The following is a 23,966-nucleotide window of genomic DNA, read 5'->3' on the forward strand; positions in this document are numbered from 1 at the left end:
CGGATCGGCCGATACCGGCGGGCCGCCCCGGCCGGGAGGCTCGGGGCATGACGACAGCAGCGATCGAAGTGCGGGGACCGCACAAGTCCTACGGCGGCCGGAAGGCCGTCGACGGGGTCTCCTTCGAGGTCGGCCAGGGGGAGGTCTTCGGGATCCTCGGACCCAACGGCGCGGGCAAGACCACCACCGTGGAGTGCGTCGAGGATGCCGAGCGGACCACCGTCACCCTGCCCGCCCTGAAGGCCGGCGCCTGCGCCTCCCACGACACCGGTCTGGGCCACCTGGCCCGGGTCCGCCCCGTCCCCTGCGGCGAGGACGCGGACCTGCGGGTCTTCGGCCAGGAACGGATCGACGAGACCGTCAAGGGCCAGAACCCGGCGGGCCTCGGCGACCGGCTCGCGTCCGAGCGGTGCGAGAGGGCCTACCGGGCGGCGCCCGCCGCCTGGACCTCCGGCGGGCGGGCCTCCGGCCAGTACTGGGTGGCGGGGGACGAGAACCTCACCTTCACCTACGTCGGCCCCGACGCCACCGTCAGCGGCGACTTCACCTGCTACGTCGCGCTCCGCTGACCTCCCCCGCCCCCGCCCCCCGGCCTCACCTCGACACCCGCAGCAGCACCACCGACCGGGCCCCCACCGCGAGCACCTCACCGCCCCGGTGGACCGTGCCCGGCGGCCCGGACTGGTCCTCGCGGGCGGTGTCCACGACCAGCTCGTACGTCTCCGCCCACGGCGGGCCCGGCAGCCGGAAGTCCAGGGGGCGGTGGTCGGCGTGCAGGACGGCGAGGAAGCTGTCGTCGGTGATCCGCTCGCCCCGCGCGTCCCGGCCCGGGATGTCCCGGCCCGACAGGTACAGGCCGAGCGTGCCCGTCCGCGCGTACCAGTCGCCCTCCGTCATCTCGGCCCCCTCGGCCGTGAACCAGGCCAGGTCCCGCAGCCCGTCCGCGCGCTGCGGCCGGCCGGAGAAGAAGGCCCGGCGGCGCAGCACCGGATGGCGGTGGCGCAGCGCGAGCAGCCGCCGGGACAGGGCGAGCAGCTGGGCCCGGCCCGGGTCCTCCGGCAGCGACCAGTCGAGCCAGCCGATCTCGTTGTCCTGGCAGTACGCGTTGTTGTTGCCGCCCTGGGTGCGGCCCATCTCGTCGCCGGAGACCAGCATCGGCACCCCGGTCGACAGGAGCAGGGTGGTGAGCAGGTTGCGCTGCTGGCGCAGCCGCAGCGCCCCGATCTCCGGGTCGTCGGTCTCGCCCTCCGCGCCGCAGTTCCAGGACCGGTTGTCGTGGGTGCCGTCCCGGTTGCCCTCGCCGTTGGCCTCGTTGTGCTTCCGCTCGTACGTGACGAGGTCGCGCAGCGTGAAGCCGTCGTGGGCGGTGACGAAGTTGACGGAGGCGTACGGCCGCCGGCCGCCCCAGGCGTACAGGTCGCTGGAGCCGGAGAGCCGGTAGCCGAGGTCCCGCACGTCGGGCAGCGCCCCGCGCCAGAAGTCCCGCACGGCGTCCCGGTAGCGGTCGTTCCACTCGGTCCACAGGGGCGGGAACGCCCCGACCTGGTAGCCGCCGTTGCCGACGTCCCAGGGCTCCGCGATCAGCTTCACCCGGCGCAGCACCGGGTCCTGGGCGATGACCGCCAGGAAGGGGGAGAGCATGTCGACGTCGTGGAAGGACCGGGCGAGCGCCGCCGCCAGGTCGAAGCGGAAGCCGTCCACCCCCATCTCGGTCACCCAGTAGCGCAGGCTGTCGGTGATCAGCCGCAGCACCTGCGGCTGCACCACGTGCAGCGTGTTGCCGCAGCCCGTGTAGTCGGCGTACCGGCGGGCGTCGGACTGGAGCCGGTAGTAGCCCCGGTTGTCGATGCCCTTCAGGGAGAGGGTCGGGCCCAGCTCGCCCGCCTCCGCCGTGTGGTTGTAGACCACGTCGAGGATGACCTCGATCCCGGCCGCGTGCAGCGCCCGCACCATCTTCTTGAACTCGCCGACCTGCTGCCCGGCCGTCCCCGAGGAGGAGTAGCCGGCGTGCGGCGCGAAGTAGCCGACGGAGTTGTACCCCCAGTAGTTGCGCAGGCCCCGCCGCAGCAGGTGGTCCTCGTGCGCGAACTGGTGCACCGGCAGCAGCTCGACCGCCGTCACCCCGAGCCGTACGAGGTGGTCGACCGCCGCCGGGTGCGCGAGCCCCGCGTACGTGCCGCGCAGGTGCTCGGGGATGCCCGGGTGCAGCCGGGTGAAGCCCTTGACGTGCACCTCGTAGATGACCGAGTCCTGCCAGGGCGTCTTGGGCCTGCGGTCGTCGGACCAGTCGTCGTCGTCGTGGACGACGACCCCCTTCGGCACGTGCGGGGCGGAGTCCCGCTCGTCGCGGACGGTGTCGGCCACGTGCTGCTGCGGCCAGTCCCGCACGTGCCCGTACACCTCGGGCGGCAGGGAGAACTCGCCGTCGACGGCCCGCGCGTACGGGTCGAGGAGCAGCTTCGCCGGGTTCCACCGGGCGCCCGTCCACGGGTCCCAGCGGCCGTGCACCCGGTAGCCGTACCGCTGCCCCGGGCCGGTCCCGGGCACGAAGCCGTGCCAGATCTCGTGGGTCAGCTCGGTCAGCGGCAGCCGCGTCTCCGTCCCGTCCTCGTCGAACAGGCACAGCTCCACGGCCTCCGCCCCGCCCGCCCACAGGGCGAAGTTGGTGCCCGCGACCCCGCCGGGCCCGACCCGGCAGCGGGCGCCGAGGGGCGTCGGCGCCCCCGGCCACACGGGTGGCCCCGCCCGCTCCAGGGCGCGCTGCTGTACCGCCTCCTGCTCGGCTGCGCTCGTCACCGTCCGGCCTCCCGCGGCTCCGTCGGGCCCGCGCCCGGGGACCGGCGGCGTCCCTGCCACCGGTCCCCGGGCGTGGTTCTCCTCCTGTTCTTCCCGTACGGCCGTGCTCCCAACATGACCCGCACGCACGTTTCCCCTGGAGGGTGGCCGTCGTTGGGCCGGGCGTGAGATCTGTATGGAAGCGGGCGGGGCGCGCCCTCGCGGTGGCGGGACTGTTGGCGGGCCTCGCGGGCTGTACCGGGGCGGACGGCGGCGGGGGCGTCGACCTCTCCCCGCCGGGCAAGGGGCGGGCCCCCGGCGACGTCATCCGGGTCACCCCGGAGGACGGCAGCCGCGCGGTCCCGGCCGGGGCACCGGTCGAGGTGAGGGTGGACAGCGGACGGCTCGAACGGGTGACCGTCGCCCGGATCGAGGACGGCCGGCGGACCGAGGTCGCCGGGGAGATCTCCGCCGACGGGCTGCGCTGGCGGCCGCCGGCCCGCAGCCGGCTCGCCCCGGCCGCCAAGTACGGCGTGGACGCCGTCGCCCTCGACGCGCACGGGCGCCGCTCGGCCCGCCACACCACCTTCACCACCGCGGTGCCCGAGTCCCGCTTCATCGGCTACTTCAAGCCGGAGAACCGCTCCACGGTCGGCACCGGCATGATCGTCTCCTTCTCCTTCAGCAGGCCCGTCGAGAACCGGGCCGCGGTCGAGCGCGCCGTCCGGATCACCTCGGACCCGCCGGTCGAGGTCGCCGGCCACTGGTTCGGCAAGGACCGCCTCGACTTCCGCCCGGAGCGGTACTGGGCCGCCGGCACGAAGGTCACCGTCGACCTCGACCTGCGGGACGTCGAGGGCGCGCCCGGCGTGTACGGCATCCAGCGCAGGAAGGTCGGCTTCACCGTCGGCCGCTCCCAGGTCTCCGTCGTGGACGCCGCCGCGCACACCATGGAGGTCCGCAGGGACGGCGAGGTCCTGGCCACCCTGCCGATCACCGCGGGAGCGCCGAAGACCACCACGTACAACGGCAAGATGGTCGTCACCGAGCTGTACGACGTGACCCGGATGAACGGCGCCACGGTCGGCTTCGGCGGCGAGTACGACATCAAGGACGTGCCGCACGCGATGCGGCTCACCGACTCCGGGACCTTCCTGCACGGCAACTACTGGGCCGAGCCCGACACCTTCGGCTCCGCCAACGTCAGCCACGGCTGCGTGGGACTCCGGGACGAGAAGGGCGGCAGCGCGCGCTCGCCCGCGGGCTGGTTCTTCGACCGGACCCTCGTCGGCGACGTGGTGGAGGTGGTCAACTCCCGCGACCGGAAGGTCGCTCCCGACAACGGACTCGGCGGCTGGAACACGGACTGGAAGAGCTGGAGGGCCGGCTCCGCGCTCCGCTGACCCCCCCGCCGTTCCCGGGAGGCGGCGCGCGTCCCGGGAACGGCCCGGGTCAGACGTGGTGACTCAGCACGTGACCGGACCCGATGATCAGACCGGCGGCGAGTCCCACGACGACCGCCACCGCGATGGCTCCCGCTTTTCGTTCGGGGCCGTTCAGCAGCCGCGCCGGCTCGTCCCGTGCCTCGTCGAACGTCCTGGTGCGGGTCGAGGCGGAGGAGAGTTCCCAGTCCTTGACCTGCCGGGCCGTCAGCCGCGGCGTCTCGGCGGAGAGGGGCCCGTCGAGCGCGGACTCCACGTGCCGCCGGAGCCGTGAGCGCCGTCCGCCCGTCGCCGCCGGCGAGGGGGCCGAGCCAGGGCAGGGGGCCGGGACACGGAGGGGGCCAGAGCGGCCACACCGGCGGGTACGGCAGCGGAAGCAGCAGTTCCTTGACGCCGGGCCGGAGCAGCGCCGCGACGCGTTTCTGGAATCGTTGCTGGTTGAAAAGTCGCCGAACGGCGACGGGGGAGTGCGGCTCGGGCCACACATCTTCGAAACGGCACGACGGACCGGCCGGACGCGACCGGGACCCGGCGCCGTGTCGGACGGAGCGCGCCGGTGGCGTCGGCCCGCCCCCGCGTCCAGGATGTCGGGTCCGTCGCCTCCGAGTTCGGCGCGCGGGTGCGGGACGCTCCGTGGGCGCGTGGGATCGAGCCGAGCGTCCCCGGCGCCGACCGGCCGCGGATCGGCACGCCGACGGAACGACCCCCGTCGGCGGCGTACCCCGGAGGGGCCGTCACGCCCCCGGTCGACGGCCGCGAACCGTGACCGACGGGGAAGGCGTCTTCCGGTGAGGTACCAGCACGTCAATCGGGACGGAACGGTGACATGCGCGAGGATCTTTCGTGTCCTGCGGTGTGATTGTCTAGCGCCGTGTGCGCGAGCCAATGCGCACGGGGGTGGGGCCGCGGCGACGCCGGGCCGTGCGAGGGGAGAAGACCACAGTGAACGGGCAGCCGATATCGGGGGCGTCGGTAGGGACCACGCGGCGGGGCCGGGGACGCGGGGGCGTCCGGCTGCAGGCCCTGGCGGCGGGAGCGCTGCTCCTGGTGCTCACCGCCTGCGGCGGCGGGGACGCCACCGACGGCGCGAAGGGCCCGGAGGGGCAGGGCGCGGGCAAGCAGGAGAACGCGGCCTCCCAGGCCGTCGTGACGATCCTTCCGAAGGACGGCGCCGACTCGGTCGCCACCAGCGGCGCCCTCAAGGTCACCGCCCAGCAGGGCAAGCTGACCACGGTCACGGTCGCCGACTCCAAGGGCACCGAGGTCGAGGGCGAGATCGCGGCGGACGGCGCCAGCTGGCAGCCGACCGCCCACCTGTCCGGGGGCACCCAGTACAAGGTCCACGCCGTCGCGAAGGACGCCGGGGGCCGCGAGTCGGCGAAGGACACCACCTTCACCACCCTCGTCCCGAAGAACACCTTCATCGGCCACTACACGCCGGAGGACGGCTCGACCGTCGGCGTCGGCATGCCGGTCTCCATCAACTTCACCCGGGGCATCACCGACCCGGAGGCCGTCGAGAAGGCCATCAAGGTGACGGCGGTGCCGTCCGTCCCGATCAAGGGCCACTGGTTCGGCAACGACCGCCTGGACTTCCGCCCCGAGCGGTACTGGGCCGCCGGCACCAAGGTGACGGTCCACCTCAACCTGGACGGCGTCGAGGGCCGCCCCGGCGTCTACGGCAAGCAGAAGAAGACGGTCACCTTCACCATCGGCCGCCGCCAGGTCTCCACCGTCGACGCCAGCGCCAAGACGATGAAGGTCGAGCGCGACGGGAAGATCGTCAAGACGCTGCCGATCACCGCGGGCGCGCCGTCCACGACCACGTACAACGGTCAGATGGTCATCAGCGAGAAGTACAAGGTGACCCGGATGAACGGCGCCACGGTCGGCTTCGGCGGCGAGTACGACATCAAGGACGTGCCGCACGCGATGCGCCTGTCCCAGTCGGGCACCTTCGTGCACGGCAACTACTGGGCCCCGAAGAGCACCTTCGGCTCGCAGAACGTCAGCCACGGCTGCGTCGGCCTCGCGGACACCCGGGGCGCGGGGGACGGCTCGACCCCGGCCGCCTGGTTCTACGACAGCTCGATCATCGGTGACGTGGTCGTCGTGAAGAACTCCAAGGACAAGCAGATCAAGCCGGAGAACGGCCTCAACGGCTGGAACATGCCGTGGTCGGAGTGGATCGCCTAGGCGTTCCCGAGCTTTTCGGCGGGGCCCGGTGCTGTGAGCAACAGCACCGGGCCCCTCGTCGTCGACGAGCCCTAACCTTCTCCCATGACTGTGAACCTCGAAGTCGCCGAAGGCGTCGGCACGATCCGCCTCGACCGCCCCCCGATGAACGCCCTGGACGTCGCCACCCAGGACCGGCTGCGCGAGCTCGCCCAGGAGGCGACCGACCGCGACGACGTGCGGGCCGTGGTCCTGTACGGCGGGGAGAAGGTGTTCGCGGCCGGCGCGGACATCAAGGAGATGCAGGTCATGGACCACGTGGCCATGGTCAAGCGCTCGCGCGCCCTCCAGGACGCCTTCACCGCCGTCGCCCGCATCCCCAAGCCGGTCGTCGCCGCGATCACCGGCTACGCGCTCGGCGGCGGCTGCGAGCTGGCGCTCTGCGCCGACTACCGGATCGCCGCCGACAACGCCAAGCTCGGCCAGCCCGAGATCCTGCTCGGCCTGATCCCGGGCGCGGGCGGCACCCAGCGCCTCTCCCGCCTCGTCGGCCCCTCCAGGGCCAAGGACCTCGTCTTCACCGGCCGGATGGTGAAGGCGGACGAGGCCCTCTCCCTCGGCCTGGTCGACCGGGTCGTCCCGGCCGCCGAGGTGTACGAGCAGGCGTACGCGTGGGCCGCGAAGCTGGCGCAGGGGCCGGCCGTCGCCCTGCGGGCCGCGAAGGAGGCGATCGACCAGGGCCTGGAGACCGACATCGACACCGGTCTGGCCATCGAGCGCACCTGGTTCGCCGGTCTGTTCGCCACCGAGGACCGCGAGCGCGGGATGCGGAGCTTCGTCGAGGAGGGCCCGGGGAAGGCGAAATTCGGCTGAGCTGTCCTAAAGGAATTCGTCGGGTGTCGGCCAGGTGTCCGTAAGGCGCCTACCGGGGGCCCGTGGGGGGCGGATTCCGGCGGAACGGCCCCCGCGGGCCGTTCCGTGCGGCCATGATGGGGGGCATGGCGGGCCTGGAGGGTAGGGAACAACCACGGCAGCGCGCGAGCGCCGCCGCGGGGCGGTGGCCACTGGCCGCGGATGACGAACAGGCCGCCGAAGCAGTCGAGTTGTACGGGAACCCGGCCGAGGACGACGTCCGGCTGCCGTCCCGGCCCGAGTCCGCGTGGGTGGCCCGCAGGCTCACGCAGCACGTCGTGATGCGCCAGTGGGCGCTGGGGCCGCAGATCGCCGAGCACGCGGTCCTCCTGGTCTCGGAGCTGGTGGGGAACGCCGTCCGGCACACCGGGGCCCGCGTCTTCGCGCTGCGGTTGCAGCGGCGCCGGGGCTCGATCCGGGTCGAGGTGCGCGACCCCTCGCGCGGGCTGCCCTGTCTGATGCCGGTGCACGAGCTGGACACGAGCGGCCGGGGACTCTTCCTCGTCGACAAGCTGGCGGACCGCTGGGGCGTGGACCTGGCGCCGCGCGGCAAGACGACCTGGTTCGAGATGCGGGTCGCGGACCGCCCCTGAACGCACGGAAGCCCCCGTGTGCCGTGGTGGGGCGTGCGGGGGGCTTCCGTGTGATGCGCCGTGGACGGGGGGGTGTATCCACGGCCGCTGTGTCGACCTGGCCCGGGTCAATGGGGGTCGTGTCATCGACTATGTCAGACAAGTGCCCCATCACCAAAAGTCCCTAGTGGGGCAAAAGCGGGCAAAGGTGAACACTTTAACTGTGAATCGTTGGTGACGTGTGGCACCTGCCTTGTAAACAGTGAATGACTATGCGGTTCATTGTTTGTTTGTCGGGGTCGTCCGCATGCTGGGCCCCTGGCGGGGCGCTCTGAACCTCCCGGATCGGCCGACCGGACCGGGGCGGCTAATCTGACCCCGTCAGACAAGCACCATGAAGGGGCGGAAACAGTGGCGGACATCGAGTCGGCACGCACGGCATTCAACCGGTACGACGTGGACGGGGACGGCTTCATCACCGCCGGGGAGTACAAGAGCGTGATGGCGCAGCTGGGCGACTTCAACGTCACCGAGACGGTCGCCGAGGCGATCATCAAGCAGCGCGACGACAACGGCGACGGCCGGCTGTCGTGGGACGAGTTCTGGTCGCACCTCAGCAAGGCCTGACCCGCCCGCCCGGACGGGCCGCGCGACTCCGGTCGCCACCCGTCCGGGGCCCGGCGCCGACCGACGTACTGGAGGACCGGCCGTGACCGGCATCGGATTCCTCGCCTCGTTCCTCGCCACCGGAGAGTTGTGCGGCCTCCGCGTCGGCTCGACGCTCGCCGAGGCCGACCGGGCGTTCCACCACCCCTTCGTCGATGTCGTCGACGAGGGAGGGGCGTGGCTGCGGCGGGACCACGGACTCGTGGAGTTCGCCTTCAACCCGGACTCGGGGCCGGAGCCGGAGCAAGAGCCGGAGTCGGAGTCGGGGCCGGAGCCGGCGTGGGTGATGGCCACCGCGACGGTTCGGCTGCACCGCCTCGCGTCGGACGACGACCTGGCCCGGACCTGGGCGCGGAGCACGGGCGTCGCGTTTCCCCGGTACACCTCCTGGGAGGAGCTGTACGACGAGCTCTCCCGTACCTGGGGCGTCCCGGAGCTGGACGTCGCCGACCAGGGCGGATTCCTCCGGTACCGGGCCGCGTCCTCGAACGTCTCCGTCCTCGTCGTGGACGAGGAGGACGAGGAGCGCGGTCACCGCGTCGGCGACGGCGACGTGTGGAGCCTCGACCTGTGGGCGCCGTTCCGGACGGTCCGGTGACCGCCTCGGGGAGGCGGACACCGGTCGGAGAATCGTTTCCGGTCCGCGGCCTCAGCACTCGATGATGTTCACCGCGAGCCCGCCCCGCGCCGTCTCCTTGTACTTGACGCTCATGTCGGCGCCCGTCTCCTTCATGGTCTTGATGACCTTGTCGAGGGAGACCAGGTGGCTGCCGTCGCCGCGCATCGACATCTTCGCGGCCGTGACGGCCTTGACCGCCGCCATGCCGTTGCGCTCGATGCAGGGGATCTGGACCAGGCCGCCGACCGGGTCGCAGGTCAGGCCCAGGTTGTGCTCCATGCCGATCTCGGCCGCGTTCTCCACCTGCTCGGGGGAGCCGCCCAGGACCTCGGCCAGGGCGCCGGCCGCCATCGAGCAGGCCGAGCCGACCTCGCCCTGGCAGCCGACCTCGGCGCCGGAGATCGAGGCGTTCTCCTTGAAGAGCATGCCGACCGCGCCGGCCGCGAGGAGGAAGCGGACCACGCCGTCCTCGTCCGCGCCGGGGACGAAGTTCATGTAGTAGTGCAGGACGGCGGGGATGATGCCGGCCGCGCCGTTCGTCGGGGCGGTGACCACCCGGCCGCCCGCCGCGTTCTCCTCGTTCACCGCCATCGCGTACAGGGTGATCCACTCCATCGAGTGGGCCGCGGGGTTGCCCTCGGAGCGCAGCTTGCGGGCCGAGTTCGCCGCGCGGCGGCGGACCTTCAGGCCGCCGGGCAGGATCCCCTCGCGGGACATGCCGCGCGAGACGCAGGACTGCATGACCCGCCAGATCTCCAGGAGGCCCGCGCGGATCTCGTCCTCGGTGCGCCAGGCCTTCTCGTTCTCCAGCATCATCGCGGAGATCGACAGGCCGGTCTCCTTCGCGAGGCGGAGCAGCTCGTCGCCGGTGCGGAAGGGGTACTTCAGGACCGTGTCGTCCGGGACGATCGGGTTCTCGCCGGCCACGGCGTCCTCGTCGACGACGAAGCCGCCGCCCACCGAGTAGTACGTCTTCTCCAGGACGAGCCCGCCCTCCGCGTCGTACGCGAAGACCGTCATGCCGTTGGCGTGGTACGGGAGCGCCTTGCGCCGGTGCAGGACCAGATCGGCGTCGAAGTCGAAGGGGATCTCGTGGGCGCCGACCAGGTTGATCCGGCCGCTCGCCTTGATCCGCTCGAACTCCTCGTCCGCGTGCTCGACGTCGACCGTGCGCGGAGAGTTCCCCTCCAGGCCCAGGAGGACCGCCTTGGGGGTGCCGTGGCCGTGGCCGGTGGCGCCGAGCGAGCCGTACAGCTCCGCCCGCACCTTCGCCGTGTGGGCCAGCAGGCCCTCGTTCTTGAGCCGGCGGGCGAACATCCGGGCCGCTCGCATCGGGCCCACCGTGTGGGAGCTCGACGGGCCGATGCCGATCGAGAACAGGTCGAAGACCGAGATGGCCACGGGAGGACTCCTTGTGGGGGCTGGACGTCGTTGTCTGCCGGGGTGGTGCAGAGAGCGCGTGTGCGGGGGACATGGGTCGGGGCACCGCGCCCGTCGTTCCAGTGTGCGCGGTGCCCCGGATGTCCGTACGAACAAAAGCGTACGAAATTACTGCGATATCACTTCAGGCCGGGGTACAGCGGGTGCTTGTCCGCGAGGGCGGTCACCCGGGCCTTGAGGGCCTCGGCCTTCTCCGCGTCGAAGCCCGGCTTCAGGGTCTCGGCGATGACGTCCGCGACCTCGCGGAAGTCCTCGGCCCCGAAACCGCGGGTCGCGAGCGCCGGCGTGCCGATGCGCAGGCCCGAGGTGACCATCGGGGGACGCGGGTCGTTCGGGACCGCGTTCCGGTTGACCGTGATGCCGACCTCGTGGAGCCGGTCCTCGGCCTGCTGGCCGTCCAGCTCCGAGTCGCGCAGGTCGACCAGGAGCAGGTGCACGTCCGTGCCGCCGGACAGGACCGAGACGCCGTGGGCGGTCACGTCGTCCCGGACCAGGCGCTCGGCGATGATGCGGGCGCCGTCCAGGGTGCGCTGCTGGCGCTCCTTGAACTCCTCCGAGGCCGCGACCTTGAAGGAGACGGCCTTGGCCGCGATCACGTGCTCCAGGGGGCCGCCCTGGAAGCCGGGGAAGACGGAGGAGTTCAGCTTCTTCGCGAACTCCTTCTTCGCCAGGATGATGCCGCCGCGCGGACCGCCGAGCGTCTTGTGCGTGGTGGAGGTCACCACGTCCGCGTGCTCGACCGGGTTCGGGTGCAGACCGGCGGCGACCAGGCCCGCGAAGTGGGCCATGTCGACCCACAGGTAGGCGCCGACCTCGTCCGCGATCCGGCGGAACTCCGCGAAGTCCAGCTGGCGCGGGTACGCCGACCAGCCCGCGATGATCACCTTCGGGCGGTGCTCCTTGGCGAGGCTCTCGACCTCGGCCATGTCGACCAGACCGGCCCCGTCCACGTGGTACGCGACCACGTCGAACTGCTTGCCGGAGAAGTTCAGGCGCATGCCGTGGGTGAGGTGGCCGCCGTGCGCCAGGTCCAGGCCCAGGATCGTGTCGCCGGGCTGGGCGATCGCGAAGAGGGCGGCCTGGTTCGCGGAGGCGCCGGAGTGCGGCTGGACGTTGGCGTACTCGGCGCCGAACAGGTCCTTGATCCGGTCGATGGCGATCTGCTCGGCCACGTCGACGTGCTCGCAGCCGCCGTAGTAGCGGCGGCCCGGGTAGCCCTCGGCGTACTTGTTGGTGAGGACGGAGCCCTGGGCCTCCATGACCGCGACCGGAGCGAAGTTCTCCGAGGCGATCATCTCGAGGGTGGACTGCTGACGGCGGAGCTCGGCGTCGACGGCGGCGGCGACGTCGGGGTCCAGCTCGTGGAGGGGAGTGTTCAGAAGCGACATGAATCGATCCCTAAGGGGTCTCGGGCCCGGTCTCAGTTCCCGGCGGAGAACGCGGCGTACTCGTCGGCGGTGAGCAGGTCGTCCGGCTCACCCGCGACGCGCACCTTGAACAGCCAGCCACCCTCGAACGGAGCCGTGTTCACCAGCGACGGGTCGTCCACCACGTGCTGGTTGGCGGCGACGACCTCACCCGAGACGGGGGAGTACAGGTCGCTCACGGACTTCGTCGACTCCAGCTCGCCGCAGGTCTCGCCCGCGGTGACGGTGTCGCCGACCTCGGGGAGCTGGGCGTAGACGACGTCACCGAGCGCGTTGGCCGCGAACTCCGTGATGCCGACGGTCGCGACGCCGTCCTCGGCGTCCGACAGCCACTCGTGCTCCTTGGTGTACCGCAGCTGCTGGGGGTTGCTCATGACCTGATTCTCCTGGATCGGGGGAGTACTGATGAACGTGGGTCTTGCGGGGTGAGACGCGCGGTGGGACGACTTCGTCACTTCTGGCGCTTGTAGAACGGCAGTGCCACGACCTCGTACGGCTCGTGGGTGCCCCGGACGTCCACACCTACACCCCGGGTGCCGGGCTCCGCGTGCGCCGCGTCCACGTAGGCCATCGCGATCGGCTTTCCGAGGGTCGGGGACGGGGCCCCGGAGGTGACCTCGCCGATCACCGCGCCGTCCTTGACGACGGAGAACCCGGCGCGCGGGACCCGGCGGCCCTCGGCGATCAGGCCGACCAGCCTGCGCGGCGGGGCGGTCTCGGCGCGCTCGGCGGCCTTCTCCAGGGCCTCGCGGCCGACGAAGCGGCCCTCGTTGGTCGTCTTCTCGAACTTCACGACCCGGCCGAGGCCGGCGTCGAGGGGGGTGAGGGAGGTGGTCAGCTCGTGGCCGTACAGCGGCATGCCCGCCTCCAGGCGGAGCGTGTCGCGGCAGGACAGGCCGCAAGGGATCAGGCCGACGCCCTCGCCCGCCTCGGTCAGCGCCTTCCACACGCCCTCGGCGTGCTCCGGCTTCAGGAAGAGCTCGAAGCCGTCCTCGCCGGTGTAGCCGGTGCGGGCGATCAGCGCGGGCACGCCCGCGACCGTGCCCGGCAGGCCGGCGTAGTACTTCAGGCCGTCCAGGTCGGCGTCGGTGACCGACTTCAGGATGCCGGGGGACTCCGGGCCCTGGACCGCGATCAGGGCGTACGCGTCGCGGTCGTCGCGGACCTCGGCGTCGAAGCCGGCCGCGCGCTCGGTGAGCGCGTCCAGGACGGTCCGGGCGTTGGAGGCGTTGGCGACGACCATGTACTCCGTGTCACCGAGGCGGTAGACGATCAGGTCGTCCAGGATGCCGCCGTCCTCGCGACAGATCATCGTGTACCGGGCGCGGCCGGTGCCCACCGTGGAGATGTTGCCGACCAGGGCGAAGTCGAGCAGCTCGACGGCCTGCGGCCCGGTGACGGTGATCTCGCCCATGTGGGAGAGGTCGAAGAGGCCGGCCCGGGTGCGGACGGCGTGGTGCTCGTCGCGCTCGCTGCCGTACCGCAGCGGCATGTCCCAGCCCGCGAAGTCGGTCATGGTCGCGCCCAGGGAACGATGCAGCGCGTCGAGGGCGGTCAGGCGGGGGGCAGAGGTCATGGGGTGGCTCCCGGGTCCCAAGGGCGTTCGGTGACGAAGACATGACGGGCGAGGACGTCCTCCCCATCTGTCATGGAACCTGAGAGGTTCACCGGGGGCATCTCGTCACCGAGAGTCCGGCTTGCACCTTGGGTGGGGACACGACGGTGTCCCGCTTTTCAGATCTGCCTCATCCACGCGGTACGGGGCCTGAGAGATTCAAGGGAGGGTCTTGCTCCTTCGGCGCCCGGACACACTCTGTGGGTGACCCACTCCGTGGTCCGGAACTCTCCCGCGCGGATTCGAACGGCCGGTATGCGGTTGTACAGGCGACTGTGCGCGCCTGGCGGGCACATCATTGCACGCGGTGTCGGCGCGGCAAATCGCTTGTGCCCCATTACCGTTTCTTTACACTTCTTGGGAAGGGTCTCCTGAGGCCCGGCAGGGGGAGCAGCGATGACGATCCAGCACACCGGCGCGTACGCGGCGGGCACCGGCATACCGTCCCCACGGGCCCGCGCCCGGACCCGGGGACGGAGCCGGATCCTGCGGGACCTGCGCGAGCGCGGGGGCCGGGGCCCCCGCGCCCTCACGTTCGCGGCCGGAGACCTCGTGGTCGTCTCCGGGCTGCCCGGCAGCGGCAAGTCCACCCTCATGAGGCGGACCGCCGGGGGCCGGGGCGTCGACTCCCAGGACGCCCGGGAGCGCTGGGACGCCCGGATGCCCCGCCTCCTGCCGTACGCGGTCTACCGCCCCCTGGTCCGGATCGCGCACTACGCCGGGCTGCGCCGCGCCCTGCGCTCCGGCGCGAGCGTGGTCGTGCACGACTGCGGCACCCAGTCCTGGGTGCGCGGCTGGCTCGCCCGCGAGGCCCGCCGCCGGGGGAGCGACCTGCACCTGGTCCTCCTCGACGTCACCCCCGACACCGCCAGGGCCGGGCAGGACGCCCGGGGCCGGGGCGTCTCCGCGTACGCCTTCGCCCGCCACCGGCGCGCGGTCGGCCGGCTGCTGCGGGCCGCCGGGACCGGCCGGCTCCCGCACGGCTGCGCCTCGGCGACCCTGCTCGACCGGGACGCCGCCGACACCCTCCGGGAGATCACCTTCGGGGAGGCGGTCTGACGGACGGGCACCGCGCACGGCGCCTCCGGGGCCTCCCGTACGGCGACTTCGGGCCTCCCGTACGGCGCCTCCGGGGCCTCCCGTACGGCGACTCCGGGTCCCGCCCGCGGCGCGTCCGGGGCGCTCGTACCCTTCTCTTCTGGCCACGGCGGTGCCGGGGCGGCGTTAGGGTGCTGCCGGGCGGCCGGGTACGGCAGGCCGTGCGAGAAGGGGAACGGGACCGTGGACGTGACGTGGCCGGGCAACGAGCTCGAAGAGGTGCTTGCCGCCTCGCTCGGCAACCCCGAGGCGGGCGGCCGCCTCCTGGAGGTGCTGGGCCGCAGCCCGGTCTGGGTCCCCCTGCCCAACGGCGGCGGCCCCGACAGCCCCGACCTGGACCTCGCCACCCTGGAGATCGACGGCGCGGCCTACGTCCCCGTCTTCAGCTCCGAGCAGCAGCTCCGCGCCTGCGCCGGCGACCACATGTCCTTCGCCGTCGCCCCCGCCCGCGACTTCGCCCGCGGCCTGCCCCCGCAGCTCGGCATCGCCGTGAACCCCGGCGGCGCCGTCGGCGTCCCGCTGCCCCCGCCCGCCGTCGCCGAGCTCTGCCGCGCCGGCCGGACCCCGCTCGACGGGCCCGCGTCCGGCGGCCGCGTCCGGCTCTTCGAGCCCGACTGGCAGGACGACCCCGTCGACTTCCTCGCCGCCGCCTCCGCCGAGTTCGAGGCCACCGGCGTCGTCGCCAGCGCCCGCCGCGCCCTCGCCAGCGTCGAGGGCACCGAACCGGCCCTCTTCATCGGCGTCCAGCTCTCCCACTGGGAGGGCGCCGACCGCACCGCCCCCCTGGACGCCCTCGGCCGGGCCCTCGGCCGCGTCGAGGTCGCCTGGCCGGTCAACCTCATCCTGCTCGACATGGCGCAGGACCCGGTGGGCGACTGGATGGTGGAGCGGGTCCGCCCCTTCTACCAGCGCGCCGCCGTGTGAGCGGCACCCTGTTTAAGCTGAACTGACTCGACGGCCGCACCTGACCCGGTGGCCGCACAGACGTGGTGGACGAAAAGAGGGGCGGAACCCAGGGTGAGCGCGTCAGGCACCGCTGCGACCGGTCAGGTCGAGCACATGCTGCGCCAGGTGGCACCCGGACGCTACGACGCGTACGAGCAGCTGCTGCACGCCCTCGCCGACGGCGAGCTCCGGATGCTGCTCTGGCAGGGCTCGCCCGGCTCGCCCGACGCCCAGTACGGGAACATGGAGGTCGACGGCTTCGGCTACGCGCCCTGCGTCACCTCCGACCAGGAGCTCGCCGCCTCCGGCTGGAACCGCGCCCACGAGCGCGTCACCGGCCGCGAGATCGCCCGCGCCCTCTACCCCGACCGCTGGGGCGTCTGGCTCAATCCGCACGCCCCCGGCGGCGGCGTCGGCATCCCCTGGGCCGACCTGCGCCGGATCGCCACCGGCCTCGACCGGATGCCCGCCGGGCCGCTGCGCGTCACCGAGCCCGCCCTGGAGATCCCGCAGTTCTACGCCCTGATCACGCAGAACGCCCACCGCACCCCGGCCGTCCGGGCGCTGCGCCGCGGCTGGGTGCAGCCCGCGCTCGGCTCCCCGTACCTCGTCATCGGGCTCGACCTCTACGACACCTCCCCGGCGGCCGTCGACACGGTCCGGTCGATGATGCGCCAGTCCATCGGCTCCGTCCCCGACGGGCTGCCCGTCTCGACGGTCGCCCTCTCCGACGCGTACGACCCGGTGGCGCTCTGGCTGCGGGCGAACGCGCGCCCCTTCTACGACCGCGAGGCGCACGCCGGGCGCGGCTCCGCCCCCGCCCCGGGGTACGGATACCCGCCGGCGGCACCGTCCGGATACTGAGACGTCCCCTCCTTTCCCGTCCGCCCCACCGGCCCCGCCGGAAGCCTTTGTTCGCCCCAATTGAAGAGGTCAAACGCCCAGTTGGGTGACATGTCCGATTGGGGGGAAGAGGGGCCGAGATGGTCCGCTCACACCCGCGCGGCGTCCGGATAACGGAAGTCGCAGCACCGCATCACGTTTGAGCAACCATTCCCCGTCAGGGCTGGCGGGTGATCACAAGCGCGTTGAAGACTCCCCGGAACACCGGGTGTTCGGCTCCTTTCGGGCAGATACCCAGCAGGTTGTTCCACCGAGCCGCTACCCGCGGCGGGCAAGGGCCGGCTACCGGCGGCCGAGAGGGGTCCTCACCACGATGACGGCACCACTGCGCGAGACCAGTGCGGGCGCGTCGACCGCCACCGTCGACGGCGTGCCCGCCGATCCCGGCTCCTCCGGCACCCCCGGCACCCCCGACAAGGCGATCCAGGGCCGCTCGCCCTGGAAGATCGCCTGGACCCGCCTCAAGCGCGACAAGCTCGCCCTCGCCGGCGCCTGCGTCGTCGTCTTCCTCATCCTGGTCGCGCTCTTCGCGCCGGTCATCGTCGGTCTCCTCGGCCACCCGCCGGACGAGTTCCACGAGGACCAGATCGACCCGCTCTTCGGCACCCCGATCGGCGCCTGGGGCGGCATCAGCTCCGACTTCCTCCTCGGGGTCGAGCCGGTCAACGGCCGCGACGTCTTCAGCCGCATCGTCTACGGCGCCCAGATCTCCCTGCTCGTCGCCTTCCTCGCGGCGGTCTTCGCGGTCCTCCTCGGCACCGTCCTCGGCATCGTCGCCGGCTACTTCGGCGGCTGGATCGACGCGGCCCTCAGCCGGGTCATGGACGTCATGCTCGCCTTCCCGCAGCTGCTCTTCACGATCGCGCTGGTCTCGGTGCTGCCCAACGAGCTGTTCGGGATCGAGGGCTCGGGCGTGCGCATCGGCGCCCTCGTCGTCGTGATCGGCTTCTTCGGCTGGCCGTACGTCGGCCGCATCGTCCGCGGCCAGACCCTCTCGCTGCGCGAGCGCGAGTACGTGGAGGCCGCCCGCAGCCTGGGCGCCGGCCGCCTCTACATCCTCCGCAAGGAGCTGCTGCCCAACCTGGTCGCCCCGATCACGGTCTACGCGACCCTCATGATCCCCACCAACATCCTCACCGAAGCGGCCCTCAGCTTCCTCGGCGCGGGAGTGAAGCCTCCCACCGCCTCCTGGGGACAGATGCTGTCCAAGGCCGTCAACACCTACGAGTCGGACCCCCTGTTCATGGTGATCCCCGGCCTCGCGATCTTCATCACCGTCCTGGCGTTCAACCTCTTCGGCGACGGCGTGCGCGACGCGCTCGACCCGAAGGGCTCCCGCTGACCGTTCGCCGACGACCCGCAAGACCCGCCCCTGCCGCTGTCGACAGGAGGCTCATCCCCCTCGGCGGACCGCCGTAACGGCCGCCACTATCCCGGAGGTTGCGAGACCCATGACTCTGATGAGCTCTCAGAGGCGCAGAATCGCCGCGGGCGCGCTGCTCGCCGCGGCCACGATGGTCGTCACCACGGCCTGCGGCGGCGGCAACGGCGGCGGCGGCAGTGACAAGGGCAAGGACGGCCTCGCCTTCAACGGCGGCGTCAACAAGGTCCTCAACGCCTCCGACAAGAAGGGCGGCGAGCTGAAGTTCATCGGCTCGCAGGAGGCCGACTCGTGGGACCCGCAGCGCGGCTACTACGGCTTCGTGTGGGACTTCGCCCGCTACTACACCCGCCAGCTGGTCACCTTCAAGGCCGAGCCGGGCGCCGCCTCCACCGAGCTGGTCTCCGACCTCGCCACCGACACCGGCAAGGTCTCGGCCGACGGCCTCACCTACACCTTCACGCTGAAGGACGGGGTCACCTGGGAGGACGGCAAGCCGATCACCTCCAAGGACGTCAAGTACGGCATCGAGCGCATCTGGGCGCAGGACGTCATCTCCGGCGGCCCGATCTACCTCCAGCAGGTCCTGGACCCCAAGGGCGAGTACAAGGGCCCGTACAAGGACACCTCCGCGGACAAGCTCGGCCTGAAGGCGATCGAGACCCCGGACGACAAGACCATCGTCTTCAAGCTGCCGGTCGCCAACGGCGACTTCCTGCAGATGCTGGCGATGCCCGCGGCCTCCCCGGTCCGCCAGGACAAGGACACCAAGTCCAAGTACGGCCTGAAGCCCTTCTCCTCCGGCCCGTACAAGTGGGACTCGTACACCCCCAACAAGTCGATCAAGCTCGTCCGCAACGACAAGTGGGACGCCAAGACGGACACGATCCGCAAGGCCCTGCCGGACAAGATCAGCGTCACGTTCACCACGAACGCCGACGACATGGACAACCGCCTGATCGAGGGCGAGTACGACCTCGACATCAACGCGACCGGTGTCGGCGCCGCCGCCCGCCAGAAGGTGCTCCAGCAGCACAAGAGCAACATCGACAACCCGCAGACGGGCTTCATCCGCTACGCGGTCTTCCCGCAGACGGTCATCGACAACGTCGAGTGCCGCAAGGCCATCATCTACGCGGCCGACTCCAAGTCCCTCCAGACCGCCCGCGGCGGCCCGCAGGCCGGTGGCGACATCGCCGCCAACATGCTGCCGCCGGCGATCAAGGGCGCCGACCCGAAGGCCGACCCGTACGGCAAGCTCGCGGGCAAGGCGGACGTCGCGAAGGCCAAGGAGGCCCTCGCGAAGTGCGGCAAGCCGAACGGCTTCAAGACCACCATCGCGGTCCGCAACAACAAGCCGATCGAGATCGCCACCGCCGAGTCCCTCCAGCAGTCGCTGAAGGCCGTCGGCATCGAGGCCCAGATCGACCAGTTCGACGGCGCCCAGACCTCGGGCATCATCGGTTCGCCGAAGGTGGTCAAGGAGAAGGGCTACGGCATCATCATCATGGGCTGGGGCGCCGACTTCCCGTCGGGCCAGGGCTTCCTCCAGCCGCTGGTCGACGGCCGCTTCATCCTCCAGAGCGGCAACAACAACTTCTCGGAGCTGAACGACAAGGCCGTCAACGGCCTGTTCGACCAGGCGCTGAAGGAGACCGACCCGGTCAAGGCCGGCGACCTCTACAAGCAGATCAACACGAAGGTGTCGGAGGCCGCGGTCTACCTGCCCTTCACCCACGAGAAGAACATCATCTGGCGCAGCTCCCGCCTGACCAACGTCTACACGGCGGACGCCTACAACGGCCGCTACGACTACGCGTCGCTCGGCGTCGTCAAGTAATCCGACCCGCTCCACCGGCGCACCACCCGCCGCCAGGTCCGAAGGGCAGGTGATGGCCGAGGGCGGCGGCCGGGGGACCCGATCGGGTCCCCCGGCCGCCGACCGGCCGACCGCATGCTTGCATACATAGTCCGGCGACTCTTCGCGGTCGTCGTGATGCTGCTCGTCGTCACGCTCGTGACGCTCAGCATCTTCTTCCTCATTCCCAAGCTGACCGGCAGCGATCCTGCCGCGATGTTCGTCGGCAAGCAGGCGGACCCGGCCTCCATCGAGGGCATCCGGCAGAAGCTGGGCCTGGACGAGCCGATCCTGGTGCAGTTCTGGCACTTCGTCTCCGGCATCTTCGTCGGCCGGGACTACACGGGCGGCGGCGACAGCATCCACTGCGCGGCCCCGTGCTTCGGCTACTCCTTCAAGACCGAGCAGGACGTCTGGGCCATGCTGGTCGACCGGATCCCGGTCACCCTCTCCATGGTCGTCGGCGCGGCCGTGCTCTGGCTCCTCATGGGCGTCACCGCCGGCGTCGTCTCCGCGCTGAAGCGCGGCACCGCGATCGACCGCATCGCGATGGTCACCGCCCTCGCCGGAGTCTCGCTCCCCATCTACTTCACCGCCATGCTGGCGATGTTCCTCTTCCGCACCCAGCTCGGCTGGCTGGACGCCAAGTACGTCCCGTTCACCGAGTCCCCGGGCGAGTGGTTCATCGGCCTCCTCCTGCCCTGGGTCACCCTCGCCTTCCTCTACGCGGCGATGTACGCGCGCCTCACCCGCGCCACCATGCTGGAGGTCCTCGGCGAGGACTACATCCGCACCGCCCGCGCCAAGGGCCTGCCGGAGCCGGTCGTGCTCGGCAAGCACGCGATGCGCTCCACCATGACCCCCATCCTGACCATCTTCGGCATGGACCTCGGCGCCCTCGTCGGCGGCGCGGTCCTGACCGAGACCGCGTTCAACCTGTCGGGTCTCGGAAACGCCGCCTTCAAGGCGGTCGGCGACCGCGACCTGCCGGTGATCCTCGCGGTCACCCTCATCACGGCCGCCTCCGTGGTCATCGCCAACCTCGTGGTGGACCTTCTGTACGCGGTGATCGACCCCCGAGTGAGGCTCGCATGACGGACCAGCTGTCGAAGACCGGAGCGGCGGTGGGAGAGCCCGCCGCCACCGGGAAGCCCGCCGCCGGGAAGTCCGCCGCCGGAAAGCCCGGTCCGGGGAGGCCCGCCCCCTCCGACGCCTTCCTCGACGTACGCGACCTGAAGATCCACTTCCCGACCGACGACGGTCTGGTCAAGTCGGTCGACGGCCTCTCCTTCCAGCTGGAGAAGGGCAAGACCCTCGGCATCGTCGGCGAGTCCGGCTCCGGCAAGTCGGTGACCTCGCTCGGCATCATGGGCCTGCACACGGTCGGGCAGTACGGCCGGCAGAAGGCCCGCATCTCCGGCGAGATCTGGCTCAACGGGCGCGAGCTGCTCTCGGCCGACCCGGAAGAGGTCCGCCGGATGCGCGGCCGCGAGATGGCCATGATCTTCCAGGACCCGCTGTCCGCGATGCACCCGTACTACACGGTGGGCGCCCAGATCGTGGAGGCGTACCGCGTCCACCACGACGTGAACAAGAAGACGGCGCGCACCCGGGCCGTCGAACTCCTCGACCGGGTCGGCATCCCCGAGCCCGTCAAGCGGTTCGACAACTACCCGCACGAGTTCTCCGGCGGCATGCGCCAGCGCGCGATGATCGCCATGGCGCTCGTCAACAACCCCGAGCTGCTCATCGCCGACGAGCCGACCACGGCCCTCGACGTGACCGTGCAGGCGCAGATCCTCGACCTGATGCGGGACCTCCAGAAGGAGTTCGGCTCCGCGGTCGTCATCATCACCCACGACCTCGGCGTCGTCGCCGAGCTCGCCGACGACATCCTCGTCATGTACGGCGGGCGCTGCGTCGAGCGCGGCCCGGCCGAGCAGGTCTTCTACGAGCCGCAGCACCCCTACACCTGGGGCCTGCTCGGCTCGATGCCGCGCATCGACCGGGAGCAGACCGACCGGCTCATCCCGGTCAAGGGCAACCCGCCCAGCCTCATCAACATCCCGAGCGGCTGCGCCTTCAACCCGCGCTGCCCGTACGCGGACGTCCCCAAGGGCGGCATCACGCGCACCCAGCGGCCCGAGCTGGAGCTCGTCGGAGAGCGCCACCACTCCGCCTGCCACATGCCGCAGGAGGAGCGCACCCGCATCTGGACCGAAGAGATTGCGCCGAAGCTGTGAGCGAGACCATGGAACCCCTGCTCAAGGTCACCGGCCTGCAGAAGCACTTCCCCATCCGGAAGGGCCTGCTCCAGCGCCAGAGCGGCGCGGTCAAGGCGGTCGACGGCCTCGACTTCGAGGTCTACCCCGGTGAGACCCTCGGCATCGTCGGCGAGTCCGGCTGCGGCAAGTCCACGATGGGCCGGCTCATCACCCGCCTGCTCGAACCGACCGGCGGCACGGTCGAGTTCCAGGGCAAGGACATCTCCCACCTCGGGGTGTCCGGGATGCGGCCGTTCCGCCGGGACATCCAGATGATCTTCCAGGACCCGTACGGCTCGCTGAACCCGCGCCACACGGTCGGCACGATCGTCTCGGCGCCCTTCCGGCTCCAGGGCGTCGAGCCCGAGGGCGGCGTGAAGAAGGAGGTGCAGCGCCTCCTCGGCCTGGTGGGCCTCAACCCGGAGCACTACAACCGCTACCCGCACGAGTTCTCCGGCGGCCAGCGCCAGCGCATCGGCATCGCCCGCGCGCTCGCGCTCAAGCCGAAGCTGGTCGTGGCGGACGAGCCGGTCTCGGCCCTGGACGTCTCCATCCAGGCGCAGGTGGTCAACCTCCTGGACGACCTCCAGGACGAGCTGGGCCTCACCTACGTGTTCATCGCGCACGACCTCTCGGTCGTCCGGCACGTCTCGGACCGCATCGCCGTGATGTACCTCGGCAAGATCGTCGAGCTCGCGGACCGCAAGTCCCTGTACGAGGCCCCGATGCACCCGTACACCCGGGCCCTGATGTCGGCGGTCCCGGTCCCGGACCCGCGCCGCCGGGGCGTCAAGAGCGAGCGCATCCTCCTCAACGGGGACGTCCCCTCCCCGATCGCCCCGCCGCCGGGCTGCCGCTTCCACACCCGCTGCTGGAAGGCCACGGAGGTCTGCAAGACCCAGGAGCCCCCGCTCCTGGAACTCCGCCCGGGCCAGCGCGTGGCCTGCCACCACCCGGAGAACGCGGAGGGCGTGACGGTACCGGGGACACGGGAGTCGGTGGAGATCACCAAACGCCCGGAACCGACCACGCCGGCCGCCACCGGGACGGAGGCCTCTGCCGGGACGGAGACCCCGGTGAAGGCCGAGGCTTCGGTCGGGTCTGTTGCGGAGGTGCCGACCGGGGTGGAGACCTCGGCGAAGGCCGAGCTTCCGGTCGGGTCTGTTGCGGAGGTGCCGACCGGGGTGGAGACCCCGGTGAAGGCCGAGCTTCCGGTCGGGTCTGTTGCGGAGGTGCCGACCGGGGTGGAGACCCCGGTGAAGGCCGAGGCTTCGGTCGGGGCCGTTGCGGAGGCGTCCGCCGGGACGGAGACCCCGGCGAAGGCCGAGAAGCCCGCCGGGGCGGAGGCCGCGACCGGGCCCGAGGCGTCTGCCGCGACGGACGGCCCGGCCGGGACCGGGCCCGAGGGCAAGGCATCGGCGGAGACGGACGGTCCGGCCGAGGCCGCCGGGCCCGCCGCCGAGGGCGACGCGCCGAAGGCGTGACCCCGGAGAGGTCCCTGTCGCCGCCCGGCGACGGGGACCTCTCGCGTGTACGGGGCGGAGCCCGCCCCGTACGCCTCCCGTGCCCGCAGGGGGCTTGCGCCTGTCCCGCCCCCGTGCGCCCGCAGGGCGCTTGCGCCTGCCCCGCGTCCCGCGCCCGCGGGGGCTTGCGCCCGTCCCGCGCCCTGAGCCCGCAGGGGGCTTGCAGCTGCACGGTGCCGACTGCCAGCTGCCAGCTGCCGGCTGCCCGGTGCTCGCGCCCGCCCCGCGTCCGGCGGGGCCGAGCGCCTCGCCCGGCGGGCCGGTCGTGCCCGGGGCGCGGGGCCCGGTGGCGGCGCCTGCTCGCGGCGCGAAGCGCTCGCGTCAGGGGGGTTCGGGGGCGGAGCCCCCCGG

At 71.8% G+C, this 23,966-nt stretch carries 20 protein-coding genes, 1 pseudogene and 1 riboswitch; of the genes and pseudogenes, 15 read left to right on the plus strand and 6 right to left on the minus strand.

Features of this window, described 5'->3' with window-relative positions; translation table 11 throughout:
• Positions 1 to 47: 47 nt before the first annotated feature.
• Positions 48 to 203: pseudogene (locus ADL08_RS36910) on the plus strand (ATP-binding cassette domain-containing protein); the annotation flags it as partial.
• Positions 204 to 594: 391 nt separating this feature from the next.
• Here the strand turns inward: ADL08_RS36910 and glgX are convergent.
• The gene (glgX, locus tag ADL08_RS32080; protein ID WP_053649263.1) at positions 595 to 2,796 is read right to left on the minus strand and encodes a glycogen debranching protein GlgX; all 2,202 of its coding nucleotides are present in this window, start codon (positions 2,794 to 2,796) and stop codon (positions 595 to 597) included.
• Positions 2,797 to 2,960: 164 nt separating this feature from the next.
• On the opposite strand from glgX, the gene ADL08_RS32085 reads away from it, so the two are divergent.
• Positions 2,961 to 4,178, plus strand: a complete 1,218-nt coding sequence (locus ADL08_RS32085; protein WP_053649265.1) for a L,D-transpeptidase — start codon at positions 2,961 to 2,963, stop codon at positions 4,176 to 4,178.
• Between the two features lie 49 nt (positions 4,179 to 4,227).
• On the opposite strand, the gene ADL08_RS32090 is transcribed toward ADL08_RS32085, so the two are convergent.
• Positions 4,228 to 4,473: a hypothetical protein gene (locus ADL08_RS32090; RefSeq protein ID WP_053649267.1), complete on the minus strand. Its 246-nt coding sequence runs from the start codon at positions 4,471 to 4,473 to the stop codon at positions 4,228 to 4,230.
• 686 nt (positions 4,474 to 5,159) lie between these two features.
• On the opposite strand from ADL08_RS32090, the gene ADL08_RS32100 reads away from it, so the two are divergent.
• The 5 genes from ADL08_RS32100 to ADL08_RS32120 all read left to right on the plus strand — a co-directional run bounded on the left by ADL08_RS32100 (position 5,160) and on the right by ADL08_RS32120 (position 9,140).
• A complete protein-coding gene (locus ADL08_RS32100; RefSeq protein WP_053649272.1) occupies positions 5,160 to 6,413 on the plus strand; it encodes a L,D-transpeptidase in 1,254 nt (417 codons plus the stop codon).
• 84 nt (positions 6,414 to 6,497) lie between these two features.
• Positions 6,498 to 7,265 (plus strand): enoyl-CoA hydratase/isomerase family protein, encoded by a 768-nt coding sequence (locus tag ADL08_RS32105; RefSeq protein ID WP_053649274.1) that lies wholly within the window; start codon positions 6,498 to 6,500, stop codon positions 7,263 to 7,265.
• 125 nt (positions 7,266 to 7,390) lie between these two features.
• Positions 7,391 to 7,897 carry an ATP-binding protein gene (locus tag ADL08_RS32110; protein ID WP_053649300.1) on the plus strand — a complete coding sequence of 169 codons (507 nt, stop codon included), beginning with the start codon at positions 7,391 to 7,393 and terminating at the stop codon, positions 7,895 to 7,897.
• Positions 7,898 to 8,287: 390 nt separating this feature from the next.
• Entirely contained in the window at positions 8,288 to 8,503 is a 216-nt protein-coding gene (locus ADL08_RS32115) for an EF-hand domain-containing protein (RefSeq protein WP_053649276.1), read from the plus strand.
• An 82-nt stretch (positions 8,504 to 8,585) separates the two neighbouring features.
• Positions 8,586 to 9,140 carry a hypothetical protein gene (locus ADL08_RS32120; protein ID WP_053649278.1) on the plus strand — a complete coding sequence of 185 codons (555 nt, stop codon included), beginning with the start codon at positions 8,586 to 8,588 and terminating at the stop codon, positions 9,138 to 9,140.
• A 51-nt stretch (positions 9,141 to 9,191) separates the two neighbouring features.
• Here the strand turns inward: ADL08_RS32120 and ADL08_RS32125 are convergent, their stop codons facing one another.
• The 4 genes from ADL08_RS32125 to gcvT all read right to left on the minus strand — a co-directional run bounded on the left by ADL08_RS32125 (position 9,192) and on the right by gcvT (position 13,604).
• Positions 9,192 to 10,562 (minus strand): L-serine ammonia-lyase, encoded by a 1,371-nt coding sequence (locus ADL08_RS32125; protein WP_053649280.1) that lies wholly within the window; start codon positions 10,560 to 10,562, stop codon positions 9,192 to 9,194.
• 158 nt (positions 10,563 to 10,720) lie between these two features.
• Entirely contained in the window at positions 10,721 to 11,989 is a 1,269-nt protein-coding gene (gene glyA, locus ADL08_RS32130) for a serine hydroxymethyltransferase (protein ID WP_053649282.1), read from the minus strand.
• 32 nt (positions 11,990 to 12,021) lie between these two features.
• A complete protein-coding gene (gene gcvH, locus ADL08_RS32135) occupies positions 12,022 to 12,402 on the minus strand; it encodes a glycine cleavage system protein GcvH (RefSeq protein ID WP_053649284.1) in 381 nt (126 codons plus the stop codon).
• A gap of 77 nt (positions 12,403 to 12,479) precedes the next feature.
• Positions 12,480 to 13,604 carry a glycine cleavage system aminomethyltransferase GcvT gene (gene gcvT / locus ADL08_RS32140; RefSeq protein ID WP_053649285.1) on the minus strand — a complete coding sequence of 375 codons (1,125 nt, stop codon included), beginning with the start codon at positions 13,602 to 13,604 and terminating at the stop codon, positions 12,480 to 12,482.
• A gap of 168 nt (positions 13,605 to 13,772) precedes the next feature.
• A riboswitch (glycine riboswitch) is annotated at positions 13,773 to 13,888 on the minus strand.
• A 151-nt stretch (positions 13,889 to 14,039) separates the two neighbouring features.
• Here gcvT and ADL08_RS32145 point away from each other — a divergent pair.
• The 8 genes from ADL08_RS32145 (at position 14,040) to ADL08_RS32180 (ending at position 23,576) form a co-directional block, all read left to right on the plus strand.
• The gene (locus ADL08_RS32145) at positions 14,040 to 14,702 is read left to right on the plus strand and encodes an AAA family ATPase (protein WP_053649286.1); all 663 of its coding nucleotides are present in this window, start codon (positions 14,040 to 14,042) and stop codon (positions 14,700 to 14,702) included.
• 222 nt (positions 14,703 to 14,924) lie between these two features.
• A complete protein-coding gene (locus tag ADL08_RS32150) occupies positions 14,925 to 15,665 on the plus strand; it encodes an enhanced serine sensitivity protein SseB (RefSeq protein WP_053649287.1) in 741 nt (246 codons plus the stop codon).
• 93 nt (positions 15,666 to 15,758) lie between these two features.
• Positions 15,759 to 16,550: an enhanced serine sensitivity protein SseB C-terminal domain-containing protein gene (locus ADL08_RS32155; RefSeq protein ID WP_063885393.1), complete on the plus strand. Its 792-nt coding sequence runs from the start codon at positions 15,759 to 15,761 to the stop codon at positions 16,548 to 16,550.
• A 352-nt stretch (positions 16,551 to 16,902) separates the two neighbouring features.
• Entirely contained in the window at positions 16,903 to 17,931 is a 1,029-nt protein-coding gene (locus tag ADL08_RS32160; protein WP_053649289.1) for an ABC transporter permease, read from the plus strand.
• 109 nt (positions 17,932 to 18,040) lie between these two features.
• Positions 18,041 to 19,810 (plus strand): ABC transporter substrate-binding protein, encoded by a 1,770-nt coding sequence (locus ADL08_RS32165; protein ID WP_053649291.1) that lies wholly within the window; start codon positions 18,041 to 18,043, stop codon positions 19,808 to 19,810.
• A 114-nt stretch (positions 19,811 to 19,924) separates the two neighbouring features.
• Positions 19,925 to 20,923 carry an ABC transporter permease gene (locus tag ADL08_RS32170; RefSeq protein WP_053649293.1) on the plus strand — a complete coding sequence of 333 codons (999 nt, stop codon included), beginning with the start codon at positions 19,925 to 19,927 and terminating at the stop codon, positions 20,921 to 20,923.
• Entirely contained in the window at positions 20,920 to 22,071 is a 1,152-nt protein-coding gene (locus ADL08_RS32175; RefSeq protein WP_053649295.1) for an ABC transporter ATP-binding protein, read from the plus strand. The genes ADL08_RS32170 and ADL08_RS32175 overlap by 4 nt, the downstream gene beginning before the upstream one ends.
• Before the next feature lie 8 nt (positions 22,072 to 22,079).
• Positions 22,080 to 23,576: an ABC transporter ATP-binding protein gene (locus ADL08_RS32180; RefSeq protein WP_107092156.1), complete on the plus strand. Its 1,497-nt coding sequence runs from the start codon at positions 22,080 to 22,082 to the stop codon at positions 23,574 to 23,576.
• Positions 23,577 to 23,966 lie beyond the last annotated feature (390 nt).

The sequence above is a fragment of the Streptomyces sp. NRRL F-6492 genome (assembly GCF_001280125.1).
Taxonomy (GTDB): Bacteria; Actinomycetota; Actinomycetes; order Streptomycetales; family Streptomycetaceae; genus Streptomyces.

What these genes read in the sequence shown, in the direction of transcription:
- gcvT (WP_053649285.1), bottom strand. Translation starts at nt 13,604, where the DNA reads ATGACCTCTGCCCCCCGCCTGACCGCCCTCGACGCGCTGCATCGTTCC.
- ADL08_RS32105 (WP_053649274.1), top strand. Translation starts at nt 6,498, where the DNA reads ATGACTGTGAACCTCGAAGTCGCCGAAGGCGTCGGCACGATCCGCCTC.
- ADL08_RS32165 (WP_053649291.1), top strand. Translation starts at nt 18,041, where the DNA reads ATGACTCTGATGAGCTCTCAGAGGCGCAGAATCGCCGCGGGCGCGCTG.
- ADL08_RS32175 (WP_053649295.1), top strand. Translation starts at nt 20,920, where the DNA reads ATGACGGACCAGCTGTCGAAGACCGGAGCGGCGGTGGGAGAGCCCGCC.
- ADL08_RS32110 (WP_053649300.1), top strand. Translation starts at nt 7,391, where the DNA reads ATGGCGGGCCTGGAGGGTAGGGAACAACCACGGCAGCGCGCGAGCGCC.
- gcvH (WP_053649284.1), bottom strand. Translation starts at nt 12,402, where the DNA reads ATGAGCAACCCCCAGCAGCTGCGGTACACCAAGGAGCACGAGTGGCTG.
- ADL08_RS32145 (WP_053649286.1), top strand. Translation starts at nt 14,040, where the DNA reads ATGACGATCCAGCACACCGGCGCGTACGCGGCGGGCACCGGCATACCG.
- ADL08_RS32180 (WP_107092156.1), top strand. Translation starts at nt 22,080, where the DNA reads ATGGAACCCCTGCTCAAGGTCACCGGCCTGCAGAAGCACTTCCCCATC.
- ADL08_RS32170 (WP_053649293.1), top strand. Translation starts at nt 19,925, where the DNA reads ATGCTTGCATACATAGTCCGGCGACTCTTCGCGGTCGTCGTGATGCTG.
- glyA (WP_053649282.1), bottom strand. Translation starts at nt 11,989, where the DNA reads ATGTCGCTTCTGAACACTCCCCTCCACGAGCTGGACCCCGACGTCGCC.
- ADL08_RS32160 (WP_053649289.1), top strand. Translation starts at nt 16,903, where the DNA reads ATGACGGCACCACTGCGCGAGACCAGTGCGGGCGCGTCGACCGCCACC.